The following is a 330-nucleotide window of genomic DNA, read 5'->3' as shown; positions in this document are numbered from 1 at the left end:
AGCTGCAGACCCTACACCGGCTTCATTTGAGAAGGCTGCCCTTTGGAAACCTACAATCAGGACACCAATTACCCCGCCTTTTAAGGCACTGGGGCTAAATGCACCATCCCAGATTGCTGAAAAAGCAGGTCCGATATTTTCGATATTTACTCCAATAACAATTAAGGCACCAAGAATATATATTCCTGCCATGATAGGCACTATCTTTCCGGTTACCTTGGCAATACTTGAAATTCCACCAATAATTACCACTCCTACAAGGATCATCATCACGATCCCGAAAATAAATCCGTTACCTGCCAGGATTGGGAATTCTCCCGCGAGAATTAC

The 330-nt window shown here is 44.2% G+C and carries 1 protein-coding gene; it reads right to left on the bottom strand.

The window, feature by feature from the left end; all coding sequences use genetic code 11:
* Positions 1-330 (bottom strand): alanine:cation symporter family protein (locus HC175_RS21925; protein WP_168139990.1); only part of this gene is annotated, 330 nt, incomplete at both ends.

The organism is Salinimicrobium oceani (genome assembly GCF_012037645.1).
Note: the sequence above shows the minus strand (reverse complement) of the source record. Positions and strands in the feature narration are given on the sequence as shown.